This is a genomic window from Rathayibacter sp. SW19 (genome assembly GCF_030866825.1).
Taxonomy (GTDB): domain Bacteria; phylum Actinomycetota; class Actinomycetes; order Actinomycetales; family Microbacteriaceae; genus Rathayibacter_A; species Rathayibacter_A soli.
In genome coordinates, this window is the sequence record NZ_CP133020.1 from 2,323,354 (window position 1) to 2,340,778 (window position 17,425).

A 17,425-nucleotide genomic window follows, 5' to 3' on the forward strand; every position below is an offset into this window, starting at 1 on the left:
CACAAGAACACGAAACGGCCGAGCCCATTGCGGGCCCGGCCGTTTCGCGTGTGACGATCAGCTATTGCTGGAGAGCTTCTCCCGCAGAGCAGCAAGCGACTCGTCATCTGCGAGCGTGCCGGCCGAGGCAGCGGACGTGTCATTCGTGAACGTCGAGGCGGCGCCGCCACGTGTGCCGGCAGCCTCCTCTTCGAGTCCCTTTGCGACCTGCTTCTTGTGAGCCTCCCAGCGAGCCTGGGCGGCAGCGTAGTCCTGCTCCCACTTCTCGCGCTGGCTGTCGAAGCCTTCCTTCCACTCGTTCGTCTCCGGGTCGAAGCCCTCGGGGTACTTGTAGTTTCCGGCCTCGTCGTATTCGGTGAGCATGCCGTACAGCGCCGGGTCGAACTCGGTGCCCTCTGGGTCCACGCCCTCGTTGGCCTGCTTGAGCGAGAGCGAGATGCGACGACGGTCGAGGTCGATATCGATGACCTTGACGAAGACGTCCTCGCCGACCGAGACGACCTGCTCGGCGAGTTCGACGTGCTTGCCGGAGAGTTCGGAGATGTGAACGAGGCCCTCGATGCCGTCTGCGACGCGAACGAACGCACCGAACGGAACGAGCTTCGTGACCTTGCCCGGTGCGACCTGGCCGATGGCGTGCGTACGCGCGAACACCTGCCACGGGTCCTCCTGCGTTGCCTTCAGCGACAGCGAGACGCGCTCGCGGTCGAGGTCGACCTCGAGAATCTCGACGGTGACCTCCTGGCCGACCTCCACAACCTCGCTGGCATGCTCGATGTGCTTCCAGCTGAGCTCGGAGACGTGCACGAGACCGTCGACGCCGCCGAGGTCCACGAACGCACCGAAGTTGACGATCGAGGAGACGACGCCCTTGCGGACCTGACCCTTTTGAAGGTTGTTGAGGAAGGTGGTACGGCTCTCGGACTGAGTCTGCTCCAGCAGGGCACGGCGCGACAGAACCACGTTGTTGCGGTTCTTGTCGAGTTCGAGAATCTTGGCTTCGATCTCCTGGCCAAGGTACGGGGTCAGGTCGCGAACGCGACGGAGCTCGATCAGCGATGCCGGAAGGAAGCCACGCAGGCCGATGTCGACGATCAGGCCGCCCTTGACGACCTCGATGACCGATCCGGTCACCACGCCATCGGCATCCTTGATCTTCTCCACGTCGCCCCATGCGCGCTCGTACTGGGCCCGCTTCTTTGACAGGATGAGGCGGCCTTCTTTGTCCTCCTTCTGGAGAACAAGGGCTTCGACGGTGTCACCGACGTTGACGACCTCGCTCGGGTCGACGTCGTGCTTGATCGACAGTTCACGCGAGGGGATGACGCCCTCGGTCTTGTAACCGACGTCGAGCAGAACCTCGTCGCGGTCGATCTTCACAACGGTGCCCTCGATGAGGTCTCCGTCGTTGAAGAACTTCAAAGTCTTTTCGACCGCGGCAAGAAAATCTTCAGCAGAACCGATGTCGTTGATCGCGACCTGCTTGGTTGCCTTTTCGGTCGTTGCGATTGTCATTGAGTAATTACTCCAGTGTGGACATGAATCAGGCCGTGAACAGAGCATTGCAGTGATGTTTTCCGCCACGGCAGGCGAATAGGACGTCACAAACGTGACGTTCCATCCTAACGGTGTTTTCCGGGACGATACAAACGAGATTCCGCTGTCAGCGCACCGTAGGCTGGCAGCAGTCACACCCAATGAAGGGAGCATGATGTCAGTCCAGTATGAACTGCCCGATGCGGAAGATTTTCTGCGGCTTGCGCAGCGTCGTGATCATTCGATCACTGTTTACGCAGCGACCTCTCCTGTCGTCGGCAGACGCGAAGCGAGCTTCACCGCGGTGAAGAGTGCGTTCGACGATGCGATCGAGCGGGTTGCGGCATCCGGAGCGTCGCATGCGCTGCGTACGGCGTTGCACGGCCAGTGGTCGCGGATCGCTGCCGATCAGCAGCTCTGGGGCAATCTGGCCTCCTCGCTTGCGCTCTTCGTCGCCGAGGATTTCAGCGAGGTCTTCGTGCTTCCCAATCGACTGGAGAACCAGTTGCAGGTCGCCGAGTATTTCGACATCGGGCAGTTGTTGCGTTCGGTGACCTTTCCACAAGAGGCGTACGCAGTGCTGCTGTCTGCGAACGAATGGAGTCTGTGGTTCGCGACCGCAGAGGCACGCGCTGCGAAGGTCGAGGTTGCCGCAGCGCATCCGGCGAACCTGGACGAGGCGACGAACCGCGACCCGATTCCCGAGCGCGAACGTCAGGGCAGGCTCATCGGTGACGAGGGGCGCAAGACCCTCATGGACACCTATGCGAAACGGGTCAGCGACGCGGTGGCGAAGGAACTCGCCGAGCGTGACCCGCGCGAATCCGATGTCGTTTTCATCTTCGCCAACGAGCCGCTGCTGAGCATGTTCCAGTCGCGCGGTGTTCGCGAGCGTGTCCTGCTCCCCGTTTCGGGCGCTCCTGATCGTCTGACCGCCGCCGAGATCGACAAGGTCATGCGCGACCGGCTGTCCGAGTGGAACGCACGGACAGCCCAAGACGAGGTGGACGCGATCGCGAACGACAGCGGTAACGGCCTCGCTGCGACCGAGCTCTCGACGATCGCGCGGGCGGCCGTGAGCGGTGCCGTGCGAACCCTCGTGTTCGCGTTCTCTGTCGATGTCAACGGCACCTTCGACGACGCGTCCGGTGCGATCGAGTTCGCTCCGGACAACGGAACGCGGATGCCTTCGGGCGAGCCGGCCTACGACGTGCTGTCGCGCATCGCCGTCAGTGTGCTCGCACGCGGCGGCAGCGTCGTCGCCGTTCGCCCGGACGAGGTTGCATCTGCGGCATGGGATGGCACGGCGATCGCGCGGTTGCGCTTTCCCCTCGGCTGAACTCGCCCGGCGAGGCTGATCTCGCACGGCGAGGCTGAACCCGCCAGGCGAGGCTGATCAGCCGAACATCGCCACCTTGAGTGTGTCGAGACCGACACCGCCGATGTTGAGAGCCTTCGCGTGGAATTCCTTGAAGTCGAAGGCAGCGCCCTCGCGACGCTGGTACTCGTCGCGGAGCTGCTCCCAGATGCGCTGTCCGACCTTGTATGACGGCGCCTGCCCGGGCCAGCCGAGGTACCGATTCACCTCGAAACGCACGAATCCCTCGTTCATATTCACGTTCTCTGCGAGGAACTCGAACGCGTCGTCGCCGGTCCACACACCGGCGCCGTCCGGTCGCTGCTTCTCGAGGTGCACGCCGATGTCGAGCACAACACGCGCTGCGCGCATCCGCTGGCCGTCGAGCATCCCGAGCCGGTCTGCCGGGTCGTCGAGGTAACCGAGTTGCTCCATCAGACGCTCCGCGTACAGCGCCCAGCCCTCCGCATGCCCGGATGTGCCTGCGATCCGGCGCCAGCTGTTCAATTGGGCCTTGTTGTATGTCGCAATGCCGATCTGCAGATGGTGACCCGGAACGCCCTCGTGGTAGACGGTGGTCAGTTCACGCCACGTGTCGAACTCGGTGACGCCCTTGGGCACACTCCACCACATCCGACCGGCACGAGCGAAGTCGTCGCTCGGGCCGGTGTAGTAAATGCCACCCTCCTGGGTGGGGGCGATCATGCACTCGAGGTTGCGCAACTCCTGGGGAATGTCGAAGTGGGTTGAACCGAGTTCTTCGATCGCGCGATCGCTTGTCTCCTGCATCCACCGCTGAAGCGCGTCTGTGCCCTCGAGTTTGCGGCTGGCGTCACCGTCGAGAAATTCGATCGCCTCGGCCACGGACGCACCGGGCTTGATCTCCTTCGCGATCGCCTCCTGCTCAGTGACCATTCGGCGTAGTTCCTCGACACCCCACTCGTACGTCTCGTCGAGATCGATTGTCGCGCCGAGGAAATCGCGGGAGGCGAGCGCGTAGAGTTCGCGGCCGACGGCATCCTTTTCGGGGGCGTGCCCCGCCAACTCGGCTTTCAGGAACGCCGAGAGATCCGCGTATGCTTGCGCGGACTCCCTGGCCGCCGCCGCCAAGTCGCTGCGCAGCGACGCAGGAAGGTCGCTGTCACCGGCACGCGCATTCTGCGCCAGTTCGAAGAAGAAGCCGTCTGCCGCAACCTGCTTGTCTGCTTGGGCGATGACCTCTCGCACTTGACGGATGGCTGGGACGTTGCCGGAGGCGATTCCGCTGCGCAGCGTCTGAATGTAGCCGGCCATTGCCGCAGGCAGGTTGTGCATCCGGGTGGCGATGTTCGACCAGTCCTCTTCGGATGCCGTCGGTGACAGGTCGAAGATCTCCCGCAACGACTGTGGTGGTGAGGCGATCACGTTCAGGTCGCGCTGAGCGAATCCGGCATCGTGCTTCTCGACCGCGAGCTCGAGTTCCCGGGTCAGGTCTAGTTGCGTCACCGTGTCGATGTCATCGACAGGTTCTGCTTGGCGGATTGCGGCCAGTGCGGCCTTCGCTGCTGCCGCCGCGGCATCAAGGCCGTTGGGTGAATAGTCACCGTATTCGCCTTCGCGGCCAGGTCGGCCGAGATAAACATGGAACTCGGGGTACAACTCCAACTGGGTGTCGACCCACTGCTCGGCGATCTCGTCGATCGGCGTGGGTTGCCGTGATTCTTCGTTTGTCATGGCTGAAAGCCTAGGGCGCCGCCGGTCGAGTAGCGAGCGGCAGCGAGCGTATCGAGACGGCGTTGGTCAGTGCGCGGCGGCATCCCAGTTCGGGCCGCGCCCCACCTGCACCGTCAGCGGCACACGCAGCTGCGCCGCCGTTGACATGCGATCGGTGACAATGGCCTCCAGAGCATCCCACTCGCCCGTCGCCACCTCGAAGATCAATTCGTCGTGCACCTGCAGAAGCATGTTCGACGCCAGCTGCTGCTCGAGCATGTCGGCATGGATGGCGATCATCGCACGCTTCATGATGTCAGCAGCAGACCCCTGGATCGGCGCGTTCAGAGCCGCACGTTCAGCGTTGTCGCGCAGCACCCTGTTGGTGCTCGTGAGGTCGGTGAACGGGCGTCGTCGGCCGAAGATCGTCTCCGTGTAGCCGTCGACGCGAGCTTTCTCGACCACGTCGCGCAGATAGTCGCGCACCTTGCCGAAACGTGCAAAGTAATCCGTCATCAACTGCCTGGCCTCAGCAGTTTCGATCCGTAACTGTTTGGAGAGGCCGAAGGCACTCAGCCCGTATGCGAGGCCGTACGACATCGCCTTGACTTTGGTGCGCATCGCGGGGCTGACTTCCTCAGGCGTCACCCCGAAGATCCGCGCGCCAACGAATCGGTGCAGGTCCTCCCCCGCGTTGAACGCCTCGATCAGGCCTTCATCGCCGGAGAGGTCCGCCATTATCCGCATCTCGATCTGCGAATAGTCCGCGGTCAGCAGCGTTTCGAAGTCGCGACCGGCTTCGAACGCCGAGCGGATGCGACGCCCTTCTTCTGTGCGCACTGGGATGTTCTGAAGATTTGGGTCGTTGGAGGAGATCCGCCCGGTGCTGGTTCCGGTCTGGTCATAGCTGGTGTGGATGCGGGCATCCGGTTCGATCGCGCGCTCGAGTGTTTCGATGATCTGCTTCAGTTTTGTGGCATCGCGGTGCTGCAGCAACAATCCGAGGAACGGATGCGGGTTCTTCTCCTGCAAGTCGGCGAGCGAGGCGGCATCCGTCGAGTAGCCCGTCTTGGTCGATCGGGTCTTGGGCATGTCGAGTTCCTCGAACAGCACTTGCTGAAGCTGCTTCGGCGATCCGAGGTTGACCTCATGCCCGATCTGTGCAAACGCGCGTGTGGCGTAATCATTCGCACTGGCCGTTAGTTCTTCGCGCAACGAGGCCAAGACGTTCTCGTTGATCGTGACGCCCGCGAGTTCCATCCGAGCCAAAACCATGACGATCGGCAACTCGATCGCGTCGAGCACGCCGCGTGTGCCCGGTTCGAGGGCGGCTGACAGAGCTTCGGTCAGTCGCACGACGTACCAGGCCTGCGTTGCAGGGCTGAGCGCTTCCGTCTCGGGTAGCAGCTGATTCGGGTCGCTTTGCGGCAGATCCTCACCGAGCACTTCGTAGACCTGTTCGGCAAGCCCGACCGGAGATTTTGCCGGATGGATCAGCCACCCGGCGATCTTCGTATCGAACGCGAGCCCTGCAACGGCCATTCCGGCACGGCTGAGCGCCTTGATCTGCGGCTTCGCATCGAAGAAATACTTGGGGGCGGGGCCGGCGAGCCACTCTTCGAGCGCCACGTAGTCGGGGCGTCCGTGTTCCCATGGCACGAATGCGGATTCGTTGGCGCTCGCCAGTCCGAGGCCGGTGATTCCGTTGGGGCCGCGTTCGACTTGCACACCCAGCGGCACGGCACCGCTGCCGGATACCTTCGTCAGCCAGTGCGCGAGTTCCTCGTCGACGAGCGTTCGAACGATCGGAGCACTCGCATCCGTTGTACCGGAAGCGCCGGCCGAATCGGCGTCCGTGCCGCTGCCGTCGGACTCGGCGATCTTCAGAACGCGATCGAGCAGCGTTTTGAACTGCAGGCGATCGAACACGTCGCGCACCGCCTGTTCGTTGACGGGCTGCCGCTCGAGATCGCCGGGCCCGACCGGCAGCTCGACATCGGTCAATAGCCTGTTGAGTCGGCGGTTGCGCAGAGCATTCTCCTTCTGCTCGCGCAGTTTCTCGCCAACGACGCCCTTGATCTCGTCAGCGTGCGCGATGATCTCATCAACGGTCCCGTACTGCTTGACCCACTTGACCGCGGTCTTCTCACCGACTTTGTCGATTCCGACCAGGTTGTCACTGGTCTCGCCGACGAGAGCTGCGACCTCCGGGTACTGCTCGGGTTCGATGCCGTAGCGCTCGACGACGGCGTCGCGGTCGTAACGTTTGAGCTCCGACACGCCGCGAACCTGTGGGTAGAGCAGTGTGACGTCGTCGTTCACCAACTGAATGCTGTCGCGATCGCCGGAGACGACCAGCACTCGGTAGCCCTGCTCAGCGCCTCGTCGAGACAGGGTTGCCAGGATGTCGTCCGCCTCGAAATCTTCCTTCGAAACAGTTGTGATGTTCATCGCGTGCAGAGCTTCCTCCAGCAACGGGATCTGCCCGACGAACTCGGGGGGCGTCACGCCTCGGGTGCCCTTGTATTCGGGGTACTCGCGGGTGCGGAACGAGTAGCGCGAGATATCGAATGCGACAGCGATGTGCGTCGGCTTCTCGTTCTTGAGCAGATTGATCAACATCGAGATGAAACCGTGGATCGCGTTGGTGTGCTGCCCTTCGCGATTGACGAAGCTGTCGATCGGCAACGCGTAGAACGCACGGAATGCGAGCGAGTGGCCATCGATGATCAGGAGGGTAGGCTTTTCGGAGTCCGACACGTGAGCCAGCCTACAAGGCGCCTCGGACACCGGCATCCGGCAGTGTTGCCACGATCGTCGTCCACGGAACGAAGGCAGGAGAAACGGCCATGAGCGTCGACATTCTGGCGTACATCAATGAGCACGGAATGGGGGCTCTGGCCACCAAGATGGGCATCGAAATGCTCGAGTTCACGGTGGAACGCACCGTCGGAACGATGCCGGTCGAGGGCAACACCCAACCGATGAACCTGTTGCACGGTGGCGCGTATGCCGTGCTCGCGGAGTCACTCGGCTCTCTTGCCGCCGCACTGCATGCCGGGCCGGATCGCTCTGTGGTCGGGATCGAGCTCAGTGCGACGCACACCGGCAGCGCGACCGCCGGGATCGTGACCGGTGTGTGCACGCCGATTCACCTGGGCCGCACTCTGACCAGCCACGAGATCGTCATCACGGATGAACGCGGCCGCCGCTGCTCGACACTGCGGATCACGAACCTGATCAAGGAGCTGCGGTAGCGGCCGCGCAAGCAGTTGGTTGCCGACCTTTTCTGCCGCCGGTCCTACTCGAACGCGATGACGACTTTGTCGCTCGCCCCGGGAGTGGCGGCAAGCTCGACCGCCTTGACGGCGTCCGAGAACGGAAGCACGTCACTGATGATGTGTTGATATTTTTCCCAGTCCTTGATGATCGAGTCTGTTACCTCGAAGATCTCGGTCGGATAACCCATCGAGAGCCGGATGTCGGGCTCCGTGGTCAGGAGTTCCTGCAGATCGAGTTCAACGGGCTTCTTGTGCACGGCGACGATGGTGAGCACGCTGCGGTTGCGCATTGCCGCGAGCGCGGTCTCGATGACGATGGGCGCGCCTGCCGCATCGAAGTAGATATCCGTGGCCGCTTTGGTTCCTTGGCCCATGAAGCCCGGCACCTCGCCGTGGAGTTGCTTGAGTCGTTCGCTGACGTCTTCCTCGGCCGAGTTGATGACGGCGTCGGCGCCAACCCTGATTGCTTTTTCGAGCCGGTTCGCCACAATGTCGACAACGACGACGTGCGCCGCGCCCTTGCTCTTGAAACCGATCGCGGCACCGAGGCCGACTGGCCCCGCGCCGAAGACCACGACCTTCGATCCCTTGCCCGCCCCTGAACGATTGACACCGTGAAACGCGACCGCCATAGGCTCGTTGAGTGCGGCCACTTGCCAGGGAATTTCCGCGGGGATCACGCGGAAATGTGACCCGGCCTTTGCGTCGAACAGCACGAGGCACTCCGACAGGCCACCTTGTGCCCCGCCATTGCCGATGATGCCATCGGAGTTGGCCATCGGGTTGACTACGACGTGATCGCCAACCGCGGCGTCTTCGACATCTGCGCCGACCTCGACCACCTCTCCGGCAATCTCATGGCCGAGCGGGGTGCGACCTTCGCGCGGCGGGATGCCCCCTCGGTGCGTATAGAAGACATCGGAGCCGCATATGCCGCAGGCCTTCGGAGCGATGACGATATCGCGAGGTCCTGCGATGGGCGTTTTGATGTCGAGGAACTCCACGGTTCCGGGTCCTGTGACGACGAGTGACTTCACGGTGCTTCCTCTCAGGCCATCAAAGACGACGTCAATCAAGTTACTAAATCGGATTAGTGCCTAGACTAGCAGCATCCGTGACAGTGGGCGGGAGGAGCCCGTCGTGGCAGAGCGTCGCAGCACTATGCGAGATGTGGCCCGCGCGAGCGGCGTCTCACCCGCAACGGTGAGCTTCGTGCTCAACGATGCACCCGACCAGACGATTTCCGCAGAAACTCGCGCACGTGTGCTCGCGGCAGCGGGCGAACTCGGGTACCACGTGCATCCGATCGCGCGAGCTCTGCGTGAGGGAAGTTCGCGTCTCGTCGTGCTCGAGGTCGGCGAGATTCCTCGCGCGCCGATGCTCGAGGCCTTCATTGACGGGCTGGATGAGGAACTTGCAACCGCCGGCTACGGCCTGTTCGTCTCCTTCTCTGGCGCTGCGCGAAGGTCGGGCGCAGCCGCTGTCGAGGCGGTGAATCCGCGAGCGATCATCGATCTTCCCGGCCTGTACGCGGGGTCAGACGACGGCGCCGCTGACGGCGGCTGGATCGACGGGATGGCTTCCCATCTGCAGACGCAGCTCGCCTACCTGGCCGAAACCGGGCACTCGTCCGTCGCGATCGCGACCGCGACAGGCGCGAGCCCCTTCGAGTTGAAGTTGACCGGTTACAGTCAGACGGCGGCCCGTCGGCTCGGAATGCCAGAGCTGGTCACGTTCGGAGTCGGAGACGGCACGTCGCTTCGTAGACACGTACGCGAGCTTCCGCAGTCCGTGACAGCGATCGCCGCGCAGACAGACACTGTCGCATTTGCGATTCTCGCGGAGCTGCTTGACGCGGGCATTGCGGTTCCCGGTCGAATGGCCCTGATCGGGATGGGCGATGTTCCAGAAGCCGCGTTCTGGCGCCCTGCGTTGACGACGGTCCGCGTCGACACGCGAAGCTACGGGCGCCGTCTTGCGCGGCAAATCCTCGGGCTGGCCGTCGGGGATGCGGCGCCCGCGCCCACGCAAATCATTCACCGCGCGACAGCGTGAGGCGATCTTCCGCTCCGTCGCGACAACGAGGTCGTCGTGCCCGCCGCCCGCGAGGCGGGCTGCTACGACTTCTTGACCGCGAGTTGCTCGATGATCGCCTGGGCGACATCGTGCATAGTCAGGCGACGATCCATGGATGCCTTCTGAATCCAGCGGAACGCCTCCGGCTCGGTCAGCCCCATCTTCTCGTTCAGCAGGCCCTTGGCCCGGTCGACGAGCTTGCGCGTCTCGAATCGTTCGACGAGGTCGCCGACCTCCGCTTCAAGCGCGATGATCTGGGCGTAGCGAGCAAGAGCAATTTCGATCGCAGGCAGCAGGTCGTTCGGGGTGAATGGCTTGACAACGTAGGCGAGGGCGCCGGCCTCACTGGCGCGTTCGACGAGTTCCTTTTGACTGAACGCTGTCAGCAGCACAACCGGAGCAATATGCGCCTTCGACAGGCGCTCGGCCGCCGAGATGCCGTCGAGCTGCGGCATCTTGACGTCCATGATGACCAGATCGGGGCGGAGTTCGGTCGCAAGGGCGACAGCCGTCTCGCCGTCACCCGCTTCTCCGACGACTTCGAAGCCGTTGTCACGCAGGATTTCGACGATGTCGAGGCGGATTAGGGATTCGTCTTCCGCGACAACGACGCGACGCGGCGCCACCGGGGCAGTTTCTTGGTCACTCACGGGTGAAAGCCTACGGTATTCTGGGTGTCGTTGTTGTGCGCCGGTGTGGCGGAATGGCAGACGCGGAGCACTCAAAATGCTTTGTTCGAAAGGACGTGTGGGTTCGAGTCCCACCACCGGCACAACGAATTCGCGGAGTATGCGGACCCCGGGATCGCTCTACTCACTGGATGACCGTGCTGGCGTGCGGAGCTCAACGTCCACCTGTCAGGATCTGAGATCGTTGTAGCCTGAAACCATGTTCGGACGCCGCAGCCATCGCGAGACCGGCGACGGCGTACGCCCGCAGCGCGTGCGCCGCACACCTGAGGAACCGGCGGTCGGAATCGGCGCCCGTGTGTTCATCAAAGCGGATGCCGGCGGTCGCGACTCATGGGACGGCGAGCCTTCCGGCGTCATCATCGCTCCCGGTGACAGCGAGTTGATCGCCTACCCGGGTCTCAATCTCGGTGGCGCGGCCCGCTGGCTGGTCGCCTTCGATGAGCTTGCATACATGACGGACGGCCGCGGGCCGTTCGAACAGGCATCCGTGCCGAGTTGGCAATTGGTGCTCGCCTCCATTGCGGATGAGGACATCACGGCCGAACGCGGCGCGGACGATGCCTGACTGCTGAGCGGACCACAGACCGTGGACCCCACGAAGCGGTTGTTGTTCTGGCTGCGGGTTCCGTACGCCGCCGATGTCGCGCTCGCGCTGATCGGGGCCGGGTTTCTGTTTGCGGGTCGCAGCGTCGGCTGGTGGGTGCTGCTGTTCACGTTCGTGCGCGCAGTGATCGGCACGATTGCTCTGTTCTGGCTCGCGCCGAAGCTGATCGCCCGGCACTGGCCGGATGAGGACAGTACCGCCGAGCAGCCGAACCCGCCGGACGACCCGCGGGGGCAGTGATCAGTCGTCGACCACGATGATGTGCTGCAGCCGCCAGCCCTCCGGCACGAGCGCTTTCAGCGCAGCCAACGTTTCGCTGTACGTGGTGCCGCCCGCGTCGAGGTCTCGTGTGTCTCGACTCCGCGCCGACGCCGACAGGGTGACGGGTTCGCCGGGTTTCGCGGAGACGGTCATGACATCCGTGAGTTCGAACTCGATGGGCACTGAGGCGATTGCGACGGGCCGTGCCCCGGACGCCGTCAGACCGGAACCCTCATGCGATAGTGACTCGATGGACCGGATCGTGCCGCGTAATTTCACCTCCCCAGCTTACGAGGCGGCGACCGGCCACCCAGGTCATCGCTCACCGTGCGTCGGAACGCCGTACTCGCAACTCGGCCTGGAGTAGCGTGAACAGCATGTTTTCCAGCTACGTGGCAATCGGTGACAGCTTCACAGAGGGTGTCGGCGATGAGTTGGCAGACGGCCGTCTGCGCGGATGGGCAGACTTCGTGGCCGTGGGGCTTGCCGCCGCGGCGACGGGTCCGGTGACCTATGCGAATCTTGCCATCCGCGGTCGCAAGCTCGGCCCGCTGATCGCGGAGCAGCTGCATCCGGCAATCGCCCTGAAGCCCGAACTGCTGAGCATCAACGGTGGCGGCAACGACATCATGCGCCCTCGCGTGTCGATTGAGAGCATCGCCGCCCAACTGGGCGACGCTGTGAGTGTTGCCGTGGATTCGGGCAGCCACGTTTTGTTGCTCAGCGGCGCGAACCCGTCCCGCAACCTGCCGCTCGGGTCACTGCTGCGCAAACGAGGCGAACAACTCGCGGTCGCGGTGCGCGCCCATTACCCGCGCGATTCTGTGACGTTCGTCGACAACTGGGCGGATGCCGGGCTTGAGGACATTCGTTACTGGTCGGCAGACAAACTGCACCTGAATGCTCTCGGGCATGCGCGCGTCGCAAGCAATGTGCTGACAGCGCTAAGCGTCCCGGTTCCGTTGGAATGGGGTGTGGCCGAGGTGGCCGCGGCCCCCGCCGGTGAGAAGTCGCACAATTCTGCAGCGTACTACCGACAATACGTTCTGCCGTGGATCGGCCGCCGGCTGACGCGCAGGTCGAGCGGCGACGGCAGGAGCGCGAAGATTCCGACGTTGCAGCCGGTCGACCCGAACACTACCGTGTTCTAGCTGACGCTCAAGGCAACCGGCGACGTCACAATTCATCGACCAGAGGTGCGGCTCACATGTCGGGCAGGAATGATGCCCATGCGAGGCGGCGTGCACGCTGAGGATCGTGCTCGACGCGGTCCTCCTTGTCGAGGATGAGGGTGCGGCGGTCATCGACCGTGTACGGCGGCCACGATTTTGCGAGTGTGCCTGTGCAGACGAAATCCAACCAGTACGTTCGCATCCGCTCGCCCGCTCCGACGTATGCGTCGCGACCGCCGAGGGCGCTCATTCTGCGTGCGAGAGTGCCGTCCGTTTCTCCGAACAGGGTGAACAGTTCGATTCCGTGCGTCGCGTCGATTCGGAGCGCATGCAGCAGCCGAGGTGCAACATCGAAACGGTACACGTGCACGGGTGCCACCAGCGCATGGCGGTCGGCAACGACCACGCTGGGATACCAGAATGCGTAATCACCGCTGAAATCTGTTGCGGCGTGGCTGGCCGGAAGTCCCGGATACGCCGCGCGCATGGCCGGGCGCGCCGAGCGGGGTGCACGCTCGAAGATGGTGTGGATGCGGGACGGTGAGCGCGGCAGAATGTCCACCCGTCCTCGGAAGATGGAGCCCTCCCGCTCGTTCGTGCCGATGATCAGCGGCACGCGGTGTGCACGCCCATTGCGGAATGCATCCAACGGGCGCTCGGGAATCATGATCCCGTCGACAACCGGTGCGAGGCAGAACGTGCCGGGGTCGGCATCCGGACTGCGTAGCTGAAGGATCAGCGACGCGTTGTTCAATTGCAGAGCCGTCGCGGCCTGGAGCACGTCGACCGGCCCGGCGGCATCCGGCAGCGGTTGTCCGTCGTGCAGCATGACACTGCGCAGCGCCGGGATGAAGTCTCCTGCCCACTCGTCTGCGCGCTCCTGCGTGTACACAGCATTGGGCGGCGGACTCTGCGCGATTGCACGTGAGAACAGTCCGCGTGCGGATGGCGTCGCCATCAGCGTTGTCACCGCGTTGCCGCCCGCAGACTGCCCGAAGACCGTAACGTTGTGCGGGTCACCGCCGAAGGCTCGGATGTTCGTGCGCACCCAGCGCAGCGCCGCCACTTGGTCTCTGAGTCCGAGATTCCCGTCAATCGGCCGCTTGCGACTGGAATACCGGGTGAAATGCAAATATCCGAAGGCGCCCAAGCGATAGTTGAAACTGACGTACACCACCCGCCCGCTGCGCACGAAACTGTTGCCCTGCCCGGTGAAATCCTGTGAGGAACCAACGCTGTAGCCGCCGCCGTGGATGTACACCATGACCGGCAGGCCGCGGTGCGGAATAAACGCGTCCGCCGCCGTCAGGACGTTGATCGACAGACAATCCTCGCTCGCAGGAATCAGCGGCCCGACGCCGCGGAACTGACCCTTGTACAGTTGCGGGGCCACGTCGCCGAAGGCACTCGCGTCGCGCACGCCCTGCCACGGAATGACCGCTTTCGGCGCGCGGAATCGCAAGCGACCCAGCGGCGGTGCCGCGTATGGGATGCCGCGCCACGCATGAATGCCGCCTTCAGCGACTCCGCGGACGACGCCCCCGGTCACCCTGACATCGAGGACGGCACGAGGCGGCACAGCACCGCGTGCATCCACAACCCCATGGTAGGCCTCTGCCCTGGGTGACCGCCCGTGCGACACTGGAACAGGAGGCCATCATGATCTTCAGCGACCGGGTTGACGCGGGTCTGCAACTTGCCGAGCGCATGCTGCACCTCGCCGGCAGCGACGCGATCGTGCTCGGACTTCCGCGCGGCGGCGTTCCGGTTGGATACGAGGTCGCCACGGCACTCGAGCTGCCGTTGGATGTGATCGTGGTGCGCAAACTCGGCGTGCCGTGGCACGAGGAACTCGCCATGGGCGCGATCGGCGACGGCGTTCGAGTTCTCGATGACGACACCGTGGCATCGCTGCAGGTCAGCACGGACGACGTGGATGCCGTCGAGCAGCGCGAGCAGGTGGAGCTTGCGCGCCGGGCGCGCCGCTTTCGCGGGCAGCGCGGGCCGCTTCAACTGGCCGGCCGCACCGCGATCATCGTCGATGACGGTGTCGCGACCGGCGCGACCGCGCGGGCGGCGTGCCAGGTTGCCCGCTCTGCCGGCGCGTCTCGCATCATTCTGGCCGTTCCGGTGGCGCCACCGGACTGGAACCCGCCACCCGTGCCCGCTGTCGACGAATTCATCTGGGTTGCCCGGCCGTCTCCGTTCTTCGCCATCGGGCAGTGGTACGCCGACTTCACGCAGACAACGGACGCGACGGTGCTCGACCTGCTGGCTCGCTCGGCGGAACGTTTCAGGCCGTAGGCTCGGCTGGTGGCGCACAGACCAGACAGACGTAGATCCCTCATTGGTGCGGGCACCCAGTTGGGCACGGAGGTCAGCATCAATCTCGGGTCAGCGATCGCCGGCCTGCTGATTCCGATCGTCGGCGCCGTGGTCATCGTCACCGTCCGTCAGCTCGTCACCGTCGCCGCGATCACGCCGTTCTATCGGCCGAGACCGCGCCAGCTGACCTGGCGCCGCCTCTGGCCGGCGATCGCACTCGGCGTCGTGCTCGCCGTCATGAATCTCGCTTTTTACGAGTCCGTCGGCAGGCTCGGCCTCGGATTGGCTGCAACGATCGAATTCCTCGGGCCGTTCACGCTGGCGCTGCTCGGTTCGCGACGGCTGATCGACCTGGCCTGCGCGGTAACCGCTGCCGCGGGCATCCTGCTGTTGACGGATGCCGCGGGCCCGCTCGACCCGTTCGGCGTCGCACTGGCGTTGACCGCCGCCGCGGCCTGGGCTGCATACATTCTGCTGACACGGCGGGTTGCCAACGATCTTCCCGGGCTTGAGGGTCTCACGGTGGCGAGCATCGTCGCATCCGTGATTCTCGTCCCGGCCGCCCTGTTCGTCATCGACTATGCCGCGATCGATTGGCGGGTGCTCGGGCTGTTGCTGGCGGCAGGCATACTGTCATCTGCGCTGCCGTACTCGCTCGACACTTTCATCCTGCGCAGAATCTCGGCACGCCTCTACGCGATCATCACCAGTGTCGGGCCGGTCATCGCGGCCGCGTTCGGATGGCTCCTGCTGGCGGAGACATTCACCCTGCAGCAGCAGTTCGGTATCGTCGTCGTGTGCGCGGCTGCTGCTGTCGCCGTCGCCACACAACGTGAGCACTCGCGATCAGAGCTTGAAAAGACGGCGGAAGCGTAACCGGTCACCACCGCAATCGCGTTGGACTACGGAATCGCTGCATACGCGGGAGCCGCGTTATTGTGCACATCACCGAGCACATGAACGCGCACATCGTTCGTAGAACCGGAGATTCCGGGAGGGGAACCGGAGATGACGACGACCTTGTCGCCGACTTCCGCCAGCTTCTCGCCGAGCAGAATGTCGTCGACCTGCCCGAACATTTGATCGGTGTGGGTGACACGATCGACCAGGAAGGTCTGGATGCCCCAGGTCAACGCCAGCCGGCGACGGATGCCCGGCTCCGGGGTGAAGGCCAGCATCGGGATCTTGGAGCGCAACCGCGACATGCGGCGTGCGGAGTCGCCGGACTCGGTGAAGACGCATAAATAGACCGCATCCACGAAGGCCGCGACCTCGGCCGCGACCAGTGTGATCGCGCCGCCCTGCGTGCGCGGCTTCGTGCCGAGTGGCTGGATGCGCTCCAGCCCGTGCTCTTCGGTCGACTCGATGATACGGGCCATGGTCTGCACCGTGATCACCGGATACTCGCCGACGCTGGTCTCACCGCTGAGCATGACGGCATCCGTGCCGTCGAGAACGGCGTTCGCGACGTCCGAGGTCTCCGCCCGGGTCGGAATCGGGCTTGAGATCATCGATTCGAGCATCTGGGTCGCAACGATCACCGGTTTCGCCATTCGCCGGGCCAACTCGATGGCACGCTTCTGCACGATCGGCACAGCCTCGAGCGGAAGCTCGACGCCGAGATCACCGCGGGCAACCATGATGGCGTCGAATGTGTCGACAATCTCCTCGAGGGCGTCGACGGCCTGCGGCTTTTCGATTTTCGCGATCACCGGAACCTTGCGGCCCTCTTCTGCCATGATCTCGTGAACACGATTGATGTCGCTCGCGTTCCGCACGAACGATAACGCGATCAAGTCGGCGCCGAGCCGCAGCCCCCAGCGCAGGTCGGCTTCGTCTTTGTCGCTCAGAGCGGGCACGTTGACGGCGACACCGGGCAGGTTGATTCCCTTGTTGTTGGAGACAGCGCCGGCGACAACAACTTCTGTCGTGACGACGGTGCCGTCGGTTTCAAGAACCTTGACCTTGACTTTGCCGTCGTCGATCAGCAGAAAATCGCCCGGATTGACATCCTGCGGCAACCCTTTGAATGTCGTGCCCGACAGCTCCTTGGTGCCGATGACGTCTTCCGTCGTGATTTTGAAGATGTCACCGACGGCCAGGTCGTACGGGCCGGCCTCGAACTTGCCGAGCCGGATCTTCGGCCCTTGCAGGTCGACCATGACCGCGACAGCGCGGCCGCAATCATCCGCAGCCTTTCGCACGTTCGCGTACACCGACTCGTGCACGTCGTAACTGCCGTGGCTCAAGTTCATCCGCGCCACGTCGATGCCCGCATCGATGATGGCGCGGATGTTCTCGTAGCTGGATGTCGCTGGCCCCAGGGTCGCGACGATCTTTGCTCGTCTCATTCTGTGTGTACTCCGTGATTCTGCGCGATGACGCGCGCGATTCGTACAGCCGACCATCGGGTCGGTCGACCGTCAGGC

The 17,425-nt window shown here is 63.9% G+C and carries 16 protein-coding genes and 1 tRNA gene; 9 read left to right on the top strand and 8 right to left on the bottom strand.

Annotated elements, in window-relative coordinates; translation table 11 throughout:
• Window positions 1-57: 57 nt before the first annotated feature.
• The gene (gene rpsA, locus QU604_RS10735) at window positions 58-1,515 is read right to left on the bottom strand and encodes a 30S ribosomal protein S1 (protein ID WP_308468796.1); all 1,458 of its coding nucleotides are present in this window, start codon (window positions 1,513-1,515) and stop codon (window positions 58-60) included.
• Window positions 1,516-1,708: 193 nt separating this feature from the next.
• Here rpsA and QU604_RS10740 point away from each other — a divergent pair, with 193 nt between their 5' ends.
• Window positions 1,709-2,875: a baeRF11 domain-containing protein gene (locus tag QU604_RS10740; protein WP_308468797.1), complete on the top strand. Its 1,167-nt coding sequence runs from the start codon at window positions 1,709-1,711 to the stop codon at window positions 2,873-2,875.
• Window positions 2,876-2,932: 57 nt separating this feature from the next.
• On the opposite strand, the gene QU604_RS10745 is transcribed toward QU604_RS10740, so the two are convergent.
• Both QU604_RS10745 and polA read right to left on the bottom strand, forming a co-directional pair.
• Window positions 2,933-4,606, bottom strand: coding sequence for a DUF885 domain-containing protein (locus QU604_RS10745; protein WP_308468798.1), 1,674 nt, complete (start codon window positions 4,604-4,606; stop codon window positions 2,933-2,935).
• Window positions 4,607-4,672: 66 nt separating this feature from the next.
• A complete protein-coding gene (polA, locus tag QU604_RS10750; protein ID WP_308468901.1) occupies window positions 4,673-7,345 on the bottom strand; it encodes a DNA polymerase I in 2,673 nt (890 codons plus the stop codon).
• Between the two features lie 89 nt (window positions 7,346-7,434).
• On the opposite strand from polA, the gene QU604_RS10755 reads away from it, so the two are divergent.
• Complete coding sequence (locus QU604_RS10755; protein ID WP_308468799.1) at window positions 7,435-7,842, top strand: hotdog fold thioesterase; 408 nt, start codon at window positions 7,435-7,437, stop codon at window positions 7,840-7,842.
• A 44-nt stretch (window positions 7,843-7,886) separates the two neighbouring features.
• Here the strand turns inward: QU604_RS10755 and QU604_RS10760 are convergent, their stop codons facing one another.
• The gene (locus QU604_RS10760) at window positions 7,887-8,903 is read right to left on the bottom strand and encodes a zinc-dependent alcohol dehydrogenase (protein WP_308468800.1); all 1,017 of its coding nucleotides are present in this window, start codon (window positions 8,901-8,903) and stop codon (window positions 7,887-7,889) included.
• Between the two features lie 103 nt (window positions 8,904-9,006).
• Here QU604_RS10760 and QU604_RS10765 point away from each other — a divergent pair, with 103 nt between their 5' ends.
• Window positions 9,007-9,921, top strand: a complete 915-nt coding sequence (locus QU604_RS10765; RefSeq protein ID WP_308468801.1) for a LacI family DNA-binding transcriptional regulator — start codon at window positions 9,007-9,009, stop codon at window positions 9,919-9,921.
• Between the two features lie 62 nt (window positions 9,922-9,983).
• On the opposite strand, the gene QU604_RS10770 is transcribed toward QU604_RS10765, so the two are convergent.
• On the bottom strand, window positions 9,984-10,592 hold the full coding sequence (locus tag QU604_RS10770; RefSeq protein ID WP_308468802.1) for an ANTAR domain-containing response regulator: 609 nt from the start codon (window positions 10,590-10,592) through the stop codon (window positions 9,984-9,986).
• Between the two features lie 39 nt (window positions 10,593-10,631).
• Here QU604_RS10770 and QU604_RS10775 point away from each other — a divergent pair.
• The 3 genes from QU604_RS10775 (at window position 10,632) to QU604_RS10785 (ending at window position 11,478) form a co-directional block, all read left to right on the top strand.
• Window positions 10,632-10,714 (top strand) — tRNA-Leu (locus QU604_RS10775).
• Between the two features lie 116 nt (window positions 10,715-10,830).
• On the top strand, window positions 10,831-11,199 hold the full coding sequence (locus QU604_RS10780; RefSeq protein ID WP_308468803.1) for a hypothetical protein: 369 nt from the start codon (window positions 10,831-10,833) through the stop codon (window positions 11,197-11,199).
• Window positions 11,200-11,220: 21 nt separating this feature from the next.
• Window positions 11,221-11,478 (top strand): hypothetical protein, encoded by a 258-nt coding sequence (locus QU604_RS10785; RefSeq protein ID WP_308468804.1) that lies wholly within the window; start codon window positions 11,221-11,223, stop codon window positions 11,476-11,478.
• Here the strand turns inward: QU604_RS10785 and QU604_RS10790 are convergent, their stop codons facing one another.
• Window positions 11,479-11,778, bottom strand: a complete 300-nt coding sequence (locus QU604_RS10790; protein ID WP_308468805.1) for a hypothetical protein — start codon at window positions 11,776-11,778, stop codon at window positions 11,479-11,481.
• Between the two features lie 98 nt (window positions 11,779-11,876).
• On the opposite strand from QU604_RS10790, the gene QU604_RS10795 reads away from it, so the two are divergent.
• Entirely contained in the window at window positions 11,877-12,650 is a 774-nt protein-coding gene (locus QU604_RS10795; RefSeq protein WP_308468806.1) for an SGNH/GDSL hydrolase family protein, read from the top strand.
• A 52-nt stretch (window positions 12,651-12,702) separates the two neighbouring features.
• Here the strand turns inward: QU604_RS10795 and QU604_RS10800 are convergent, their stop codons facing one another.
• The gene (locus QU604_RS10800) at window positions 12,703-14,268 is read right to left on the bottom strand and encodes a carboxylesterase/lipase family protein (RefSeq protein WP_308468807.1); all 1,566 of its coding nucleotides are present in this window, start codon (window positions 14,266-14,268) and stop codon (window positions 12,703-12,705) included.
• Between the two features lie 62 nt (window positions 14,269-14,330).
• Here QU604_RS10800 and QU604_RS10805 point away from each other — a divergent pair, with 62 nt between their 5' ends.
• Entirely contained in the window at window positions 14,331-14,975 is a 645-nt protein-coding gene (locus QU604_RS10805) for a phosphoribosyltransferase (RefSeq protein WP_308468808.1), read from the top strand.
• A gap of 9 nt (window positions 14,976-14,984) precedes the next feature.
• Window positions 14,985-15,872, top strand: coding sequence for an EamA family transporter (locus QU604_RS10810; RefSeq protein ID WP_308468809.1), 888 nt, complete (start codon window positions 14,985-14,987; stop codon window positions 15,870-15,872).
• A 26-nt stretch (window positions 15,873-15,898) separates the two neighbouring features.
• Here QU604_RS10810 and pyk read toward each other — a convergent pair whose 3' ends face one another.
• Window positions 15,899-17,347: a pyruvate kinase gene (gene pyk / locus QU604_RS10815; RefSeq protein ID WP_308468810.1), complete on the bottom strand. Its 1,449-nt coding sequence runs from the start codon at window positions 17,345-17,347 to the stop codon at window positions 15,899-15,901.
• Window positions 17,348-17,425: the final 78 nt, after the last annotated feature.